Below are 9,081 nucleotides of genomic sequence, written 5' to 3' on the forward strand. Positions count from 1 at the left end.
CTGGTGAGTGGCTCCACCTTCATCCACTTCGGCCCGGAGGAGACCTTCCTCCAGCTCGCTCCCATCTCCTTCGACGCTTCCACCCTGGAGCTGTGGGGCGCGCTGCTGCACGGCTCGCGCCTCGTCATCTTCCCGCCCCAGACGCCGTCTCTGCAGGAGCTGGCCCGCTTCATCTCCAGCCACTCCATCACCACGCTGTGGCTGACCGCCGCCCTCTTCGACCAGATGATGGCGCAGCATCCCGAGTCTCTCGACGGCGTGCGCCAGCTCCTGGCCGGTGGTGACGTGCTCTCCGTGGCGCGCGTGCGTCAGCGGCTGGAGCGCGGCGGAATGCTCGTCAACGGCTACGGCCCGACCGAGAGCACGACGTTCGCGGCCTGCTACCCGATGACGTCCGTGGAGCAGGTGGGCGCGTCCGTCTCCATCGGCCGGCCCATCGCCAACACCCAGGTGTACCTGCTGGACGGCAATGGCCAGCCGGTGCCCGTGGGCGTGCGTGGCGAGCTGTACATCGGCGGCCAGGGTCTGGCGCTGGGCTACCTGCACCGGCCGGAGCTCACCGCCGAGCGCTTCGTGCCCAATCCGTTCGCCGCCCCCGGTGCGCGCATGTACCGCACGGGCGACGTGGCGCGCTGGCTGCCCGACGGCCGCATCGAGTTCTTCGGCCGCGCGGATACGCAGCTCAAGATCCGCGGCTTCCGCATCGAGCCGGGTGAAATCGAGGCCGCGCTGCTCCAGCACCCGTCGGTGCGCGAGGTGACGGTCATCGCCCGCGAGGACATTCCCGGCGACAAGCGCCTGGTGGCCTACGCCGTGGCGGAGGAGGGCCTGACGCTCGACACGAAGGCCCTGCGTGACTTCCTGCAAGGCCGCCTGCCCGAGTACATGGTGCCCTCCGCCTTCGTCACGCTGGAGGCCCTGCCCCTCTCGCCGAACGGCAAGGTCGACCGCAGGGCCCTGCCCGCACCGGAGGCCTCCGCCTCGCGCGAGGACACCTTCGTCGCGCCCTCCTCGCCCACCGAGCAGCTCCTCGCCTCCATCTGGGCCGAGGTGCTCCACCTCACCCAGGTGAGCGCGCAGGACGACTTCTTCGAGCTGGGCGGCCACTCCCTGCTGGCCACCCAGGTCATCTCCCGCGTCCGTGACACCTTCAAGGTGGAGCTGCCGCTGCGTGACCTGTTCGAGGCGTCCACCCTCACCGCCCTCGCCGGCCGCATCGACTCCGCCGTGAACGCCGGCCATGGCGTCCAGGCTCCGCCGATGGTGCCCGTGTCCCGCACCGGCACGCTGCCGCTGTCCTTCGCTCAGCAGCGGCTCTGGTTCATCGACCAGCTCGAGCCCGGCAACCCGGCGTACAACATCTTCACCGCGCTCCGTCTGGAAGGCGCGCTGGATGTCTCCGCCCTGGAGCGCGCGTTCACGGAGCTGGTCGGCCGCCACGAGGCGCTGCGCACCACGTTCGTCTCCGTCAACGGCCAGCCCACGCAGGTCATCTCCGCGCCTTCCGCCTTCACCGTCCCGGTCATCGACCTGTCGGTGCTCCCCGAGGAGCGCGGCGAGGCCGAGGCCCACCAGCTCGCGGCCCAGGAGGCGGTACGCCCGTTCGACCTGGCTCGCGGCCCGCTGCTGCGCGCCACCCTGCTGCGCCTGGACACGGACAACCACGTCCTGCTGCTGGCGATGCACCACATCGTCTCCGACGGCTGGTCCATGGGCGTCCTCGTCCGCGAGATGACCGCGCTGTACGGCGCGTCCACCTCGGGCCAGACGCTGTCCCTGCCCGAGCTGCCCGTGCAGTACGCGGACTTCGCCTCGTGGCAGCGCGGCTGGCTGCAAGGCGACACGCTGGCTACCCAGCTCGGCTGGTGGCGCGAGCAGCTCGGCGGCGCTCCGGCGGCGCTGGAGCTGCCCACCGACAAGCCTCGCAAGTCCGTGCAGTCGTTCCGCGGCGCGACGCTCCCCGTCCACCTGTCGAAGGCGCTCTCCTCGGCCCTGCTCGACGTGTGCCAGCGCGAGGGCGTCACGCCCTTCATGGCACTGCTGGCGACGTTCCAGCTCCTCCTGTCCCGCTACTCCGGCCAGGACGACGTCACCGTCGGCTCGCCCATCGCCGGCCGCAACCGCGCGGAGACGGAGGGCCTCATCGGCTTCTTCGTCAACACGCTGGTCCTGCGCACCCGCGTCGCCGGGGAGCAGACCTTCCGCGAGCTGCTCGCGAAGGTGCGGGAGACGACGCTGGGCGCCTACGCGCACCAGGACGTGCCCTTCGAGAAGCTCGTCGAGGAGCTGCAGCCCGCCCGCGACCTCGGACGCACGCCGCTGTTCCAGGTGATGTTCACCTTGCAGAACGCGCCGGGACACGATGAGCGTGCGCAGTCCGGCTCGGAGCTGCGCGTGAGCCCGCTCGACATCGCCAACACGACGGCCCAGTTCGACCTGTCGCTCACCCTGAGCCAGGGCGAGGACGGCTTCTCCGGCTTCGTCGCCTACGCCACCGACCTGTTCGAGGAGTCCACCATCCGCCGGCTGGCCGGCCACCTGAACGCGCTGCTCACCTGCGCTGTCGCTTCGCCGGACCGCCGCCTGCGTGAGCTGTCCCTCCTCACCGAGGAGGAGCGCCACCAGCTCGACGCGCGGAACGCGACCGGCAAGGAGTACCCCGTCGACTGCCTGCACGGCCTCTTCGAGGCCCAGGCCGCGCGCACGCCGGACGCCATCGCCGTCGTCTTCGAGGACCAGCAGCTCACGTACCGTCAGCTCGACGAGCGCGCCAACCGGCTCGCGCACCACCTGCGCTCGCTGGGCGTCGGACCCGAGGTGCCGGTGGGCATCGCGGTGGAGCGCTCGCTGGAACTGGTGGTGGGCCTGCTGGCCATCCTCAAGGCCGGTGGCGCCTACGTGCCCATGGACCCGGCCTACCCGAAGGACCGCCTCGCCTTCATGTGCGAAGACACCCGGGTGCCGGTGGTGCTCACCCAGCGCCACCTGCGCGACGGCCTGCCCACCGGTGACACCCAGGTGCTCTGCCTGGACGACGCGTCCCCGGCCTGGGCCCACGCGCCCTCGCACGCGCCGCGCTCCGGCGCGCAGCCGCACAACCTGGCCTACATCATCTACACGTCCGGCAGCACCGGCCGGCCCAAGGGCGCGCAGCTGGAGCACGCCCAGGTGGTGCGCCTGTTCCGCGCCACCGACGCCTGGTTCGACTTCGGCCCGCGCGACGTGTGGACGCTGTTCCACTCGTACGCGTTCGACTTCTCCGTCTGGGAGCTGTGGGGCGCGCTGCTGTACGGCGGCAAGCTGGTGGTGGTGCCCTTCGAGGTGAGCCGCACCCCGGCGGCCTTCCACGCGCTGCTGCGCCGCGAGGGCGTGACGGTGCTCAACCAGACGCCGTCCGCCTTCCGCCAGCTCATCCACCACGAGGAGCGCACGGGCGAGAGCGAGGGGCTGTCGCTGCGCTACGTCATCTTCGGCGGCGAGGCGCTGGAGTTCGCCAGCCTGCGCCCCTGGTACGCGCGGCATGCGGAGAACGCGCCCCGGCTCGTCAACATGTACGGCATCACCGAGACGACAGTGCACGTGACGTACCGGCCGCTGTCCGAGGTGGACTCGCGCGAGGCGCGGGGCAGCGACGTGGGCGTGCCCATCCCGGACCTGCGGCTCTACGTGCTGGACGAGCACATGCAGCCGGTGCCGGTGGGCGTGCCCGGTGAGATGTACGTGGGCGGCGCGGGCCTGGGCCGTGGTTACCTGGGCCGGCCGGAGCTCACCGCCCAGCGCTTCGTGCCGGACCCGTTCCGGTCCACGCCGGGCGCGCGGCTCTACCGCAGCGGCGACAAGGCGCGGTGGCGCGAAGACGGCTCGCTGGAGTACCTCGGCCGCCTGGACTTCCAGGTGAAGATCCGCGGCTTCCGCATCGAGCTGGGCGAAATCGAGGCGGCGCTGGCGCAGCACCCGGCGGTCCGCGAGTGCATCGTGCTGGCGCGCGAGGACGGCCCCGGCGGCAAGCGGCTGGTGGCGTGGCTCGCCGCGAAGCCCGGCCAGACGCTCTCCGTGCCCGAGCTGCGCGACTTCCTCAAGGCGCGCCTGCCCGAGTACATGGTGCCCTCCGCCTTCGTGCCCCTGGAGGCCCTGCCGCTCACCCCGAACGGCAAGATCGACCGGAAGGCGCTGCCGGACCCGGAGGCCCAGCTCGCGGGCGCCGAGTACGTCGCTCCGCGCACGCCCGCCGAGGAGCTGATGGCGGGCCTGTGGAGCCAGTTGCTCGGCGTCCAGCGCGTGGGCGCGGAGGACAACTTCTTCGACCTGGGCGGCCACTCGCTGCTCGCCACGCAGCTCGTCTCGCGCGTCCGTGACGTGTTCGGCGTGGAGCTGCCGCTGCGCGACCTGTTCGAGGCCCCGACGGTGGCCGCGCTCGCCCTCCGCGTGGAGGCGCGCACCGGCCAGGGCGCGCGGGCTCCGGCCCTCCAGCCCGTGCCTCGCACCGGGACGCTGCCGCTGTCCTTCGCGCAGCAGCGCCTGTGGTTCATCGACCAGATCGAGCCGGGCAACCCCGCGTACAACATCCCCTCGGCGCTGCGGCTCCAGGGGAAGCTCGACGCGCGTGCCCTGGAGCTGAGCCTCAATGCCATCGTCCAGCGCCACGAGGTGCTACGCACGTCCTTCCCCACCGAGGGTGGACGCCCCGTGCAGCACATCGCCGCCGAGCAGGTGGTGCCGCTGCTCGTCGTGGACCTCGCCGGAACCCCGGCGGAGTCCCTGGAGGTCGAGGCGCGCCGGCTCGCGGAGCAGGAGGCGCTCAAGCCCTTCGACCTGGCCCGCGGGCCGCTGCTGCGCGCCACGCTGCTGCGGCTGGCCTCCGACGACCACGTCCTGCTGCTGACGATGCACCACATCGTGTCCGACGGCTGGTCCATGGGCGTGCTCGTCCGCGAGATGGTGGCCGCCTATGAGGCGCACGCCTCGGGTGGCACGCTGCGCCTGCCGGAGCTGCCGGTGCAGTACGCGGACTTCGCCTCGTGGCAGCGCGGCTGGCTCCAGGGCGAGGTGCTGGACGCCGAGGTCGCCTGGTGGCGCCGGCAGCTCGAGGGCGCTCCGGAAGCGCTGGAGCTTCCCACCGACAGGCCGCGTCCGGCCGTGCCCACTCCGCGCGGCGCGCACGTGCCCGTGCGGTTGCCGGAGCCGCTCTCCGCCTCCGTGGAGGCGCTGGCCCGCGCGGAGGGCGCCACGCCCTTCATGCTGCTGCTGGCGGCCTTCCAGGTGCTCCTGTCGCGCTACAGCGGCCAGGATGACGTCACCGTCGGCTCGCCCATCGCCGGCCGCAACCGCGCGGAGACGGAGGGGCTGCTGGGCTGCTTCATCAACACGCTCGTCCTGCGCACGAAGCTGGACGGCGCGCCCACCTTCCGTGAGCTGCTCGCCCGCGTCCGCGAGACGACGCTGGGGGCCTACGCCCACCAGGACGTGCCCTTCGAGCGGCTGGTGGAGCAGCTCCAGCCCTCGCGCGACACGCGCCGCCCGCCGCTGTTCCAGGTGATGTTCACCTTGCAGAACATGCCGGTGCCCACGCAGATGTCCGGTGGGGCGTCGGGTGAGGCCCTGCGCATGGCGGCCTTCCCGGTGGAGGGCCGCACCGCCCAGTTCGACCTGTCGCTGACGCTGTCGCGCGAGAGCTCGGGCTTCGGCGGCTCGCTGGAGTACAGCGTGGACCTCTTCGACGAGGCCACGGTGGAGCGTATGGCCGGCCACCTCGGCACGCTGCTGGAGGCCCTGTGCGCGCAGCCCGACCGCGCCCTGTCCGAGGTGAGCCTGCTCACCGCCGAGGAGCGCCAGCGGGTGCTCGTGGAGTGGAGCGGCGGCACCGCCGACTTCCCGGGCGAGGCCACCCTGCACGGCCTCGTCGAGGCGCAGGTGGACCGCACTCCGGACGCCACGGCGCTCGTCTTCGAGGGCCAGTCCCTCACCTACCGCGAGCTGGACGCGCGGGCCGATTCGCTGGCCCGTCACCTGCGCACGCTGGGCGTCCGCCCGGAGACCCGGGTGGCCGTGAGCGTGGAGCGCTCGCTGGAGATGGTGGTGGCCGTGCTGGGCGTGCTCAAGGCCGGCGGCGGCTACGTGCCGGTGGACCCGACGCTCCCGCGCGAGCGCCGGGCCTTCCTGCTGGCCGACTGCGGCGCGCCGGTGCTGCTCACCCAGCGGCGGCTCGCCTCGGGCCTGCCCGCGTACGACGGGCAGGTCGTCTACCTGGAGGACGTGTCCGTCACCGTCACCAGCGAGCGCGTCGCCGGCGGCGCGGGCCCGCGCAACCTCGCCTACGTCATCTACACGTCCGGCTCCACGGGCCGCCCCAAGGGCGTGCTCATCGAGCACCGGAGCGCGTGCAACCTCGTGACCCAGGAGCGGCGGGTGTACGGCACCGGCCCAGGCACGCGGATGCTGCAGATGGCCAACCTGGGCTTCGACATCTCCGTGGAGGAGGTGTTCACCACGCTGGCCTCGGGCGGCACGCTGGTCCTGGCACGCGCCGAGTCGCTCATGCCGGGCGAGCCGCTGCACCGGCTGCTGGCGGAGCTGTCCATCAACACACTCAGCACCACGCCGGCCGCCCTGGCCGCGACGCCCTCCGAGGGACTTCCGGCGCTGACCACGGTCATCACGGGTGGTGAGGCCTGCCCTGCCTCGGTGGTGACGCGCTGGGCTCCGGGCCGGCGCCTGCTCAACACGTACGGCCCCACCGAGGCCACGGTCATGTCCTCGTGGGTGGAGTGCGTGGCGGACGGCCGCGCGCCGTCCATCGGCCGGCCGCTGGCGAATACGACGGCCTACGTGCTGGACGCGGCGATGCAGCCGGTGCCGGTGGGTGTGCCGGGCGAGCTGTTCATCGGCGGCGTCGGCGTGGCCCGTGGCTACCTGAACCGGCCGGAGCTGACGGCGGAGCGGTTCCTGCTGAATCCGTTCGTCGAGGACACCGGCGCCCGGCTGTACCGCACGGGTGACAAGGTGCGCTGGCTGGCGAACGGCGAGCTGGAGTACCTGGGCCGCATCGACAGCCAGGTGAAGGTGCGTGGCTTCCGCATCGAGCTGGGAGAGATTGAATCCGTCCTCCGCCAGCACACGGCCGTCGCCGACGCGGTGGTGGTGGTGCGCGAGGACGTGCCCGGCGACAAGCGTCTCGTGGGCTACGTCGCGCCGAAGGCCGGTCAGGCCATCGACACGAAGGACCTGCGCGGGTTCCTCCAGCAGCAGCTCCCCGAGTACATGGTGCCCTCGGCGCTCGTGTCACTCGACGCGCTGCCGCTGACGGCCAACGGCAAGGTGGACCGCAGGGCCCTGCCAGCGCCGGACACCTCGCGTCCGGCTGACGGCTTCGTCGCCCCTCGCACGCCCACCGAGGAGCTGCTCGCCTCGCTCTGGGCCGAGGTGCTCCACGTCGCCCAGGTGGGCGCGCGGGACAACTTCTTCGAGCTGGGGGGCCACTCACTGCTGGCCACGCAGGTCATCTCGCGCATCCGCGACGCCTTCAAGGCGGAGCTGCCGCTGCGTGACCTCTTCGAGGCGCCGCACCTCGCCGCGCTCGCCGCCCGCATCGACGACGCGGTCCGTGCCGGCCACGGCGTCCAGGCTCCGCCGCTGGTGCCCGTGCCCCGCACGGAGGCGATGCCGCTGTCCTTCGCCCAGCAGCGCCTGTGGTTCATCGACCAGCTCGAGCCGGGCAACCCCGCGTACAACCTCTTCTCGGCCCTGCGCCTGGAAGGCGTGCTGGACGTGACGGCCCTGGAGCGCGCGTTCACGGAGCTGGTCCGCCGCCACGAGTCGCTGCGCACCACCTTCGTCGCCACCGACGGACAGCCCGCGCAGCTCATCTCCGCGCCCGCGCCCTTCCACGTGCGCGTCGTGGACCTGGGCACGGTGCCCGCCGAGGCCCGTGAGGCCGAGGCCCACCGGCTCGCGGAGCAGGAGGTCCAGCGTCCGTTCGAGCTGAGCCAGGGCCCGCTGCTGCGCGCGACGCTGTTGCGCCTCGCGGACGAGGCGCACGTCCTGCTGCTGACGATGCACCACATCGTCTCCGACGGCTGGTCCATGGGCGTGCTCATCCGCGAGATGACGGCCCTCTACGCTGCGTTCACCTCGGGCAAGCCTTCTCCGCTGCCCGAGCTGCCCGTGCAGTACGCGGACTTCACGTCGTGGCAGCGCGGCTGGCTGCGAGGCGACGTTCTGGAGGCCCAGCTCGCCTGGTGGCGTGGGCAGCTCGCTGACGCCCCGGCAGCCCTGGAGCTTCCCACCGACAGGCCCTACCCGGCCGTGCCGTCTCGCCGCGGCGCCTCCGTGCCCGTGTCGCTGGCCGGCCCTGTCGCCGAAGCCCTGGAGGCCCTCGCCCGCCGCGAGGGTGTCACCCCGTTCATGCTGCTGCTGGCGGGCTTCCAGACGCTGCTGGCCCGCTACTCCGGCCAGGACGACATCTCCGTCGGTTCGCCCATCGCCGGCCGCAACCGCTCGGAGACCGAGAGCCTCATCGGCTTCTTCGTCAACACGCTGGCCCTGCGCACCCGCGTGGGGCGTGAGCAGACCTTCCGCGAGCTGCTCGCGAAGGTGAGGGAGACGACGCTGGGGGCCTACGCGCACCAGGACGTGCCCTTCGAGAAGCTCGTCGAGGAGCTACAGCTCCCGCGCGACCTGCGCCGCACGCCGCTGTTCCAGGTGATGTTCACCCTGGAGAACGTGCCCGACGCGTCCTCGCAGGCAACGGGAGCCGGTGAAGGCAAGGGCCTGAGCGTCCGCGGCTTCGATGCCCAGGCACGGAGCGCCAAGTTCGAGCTGACGCTGGGCCTGACGCGTACCGCTCAGGGCTACGAGGGCGTCCTCGAATACGCGGTGGACCTCTTCGAGGCCGCCACCGTGGAGCGCATGGTGGGTCACCTGCGTTCGCTGCTGACCGCCGCCGTGGCCCGGCCCGATACGCGTCTCGCGGAGTTGCCGCTCCTCTCCGACACGGAGCGCGAGCAGCTGCTGGTGACGTGGAACGACACGCGCCTGCCCGAGGCGTCCGAGCGCAACATCCCGCAGGTGATTGAAGCGCAGGTG

The 9,081-nt window shown here is 72.2% G+C and carries 1 protein-coding gene; it reads left to right on the top strand.

Annotation, left to right across the window (positions count from 1 at the left end; genetic code table 11):
* Positions 1-9,081, top strand: a 9,081-nt coding sequence (locus K8638_RS43810; protein ID WP_223760748.1) for a non-ribosomal peptide synthetase, incomplete at both ends; no start/stop codon positions are given.

Origin of the sequence: Myxococcus sp. RHSTA-1-4, assembly GCF_020037125.1 — a bacterium.
GTDB lineage: Bacteria > Myxococcota > Myxococcia > Myxococcales > Myxococcaceae > Myxococcus.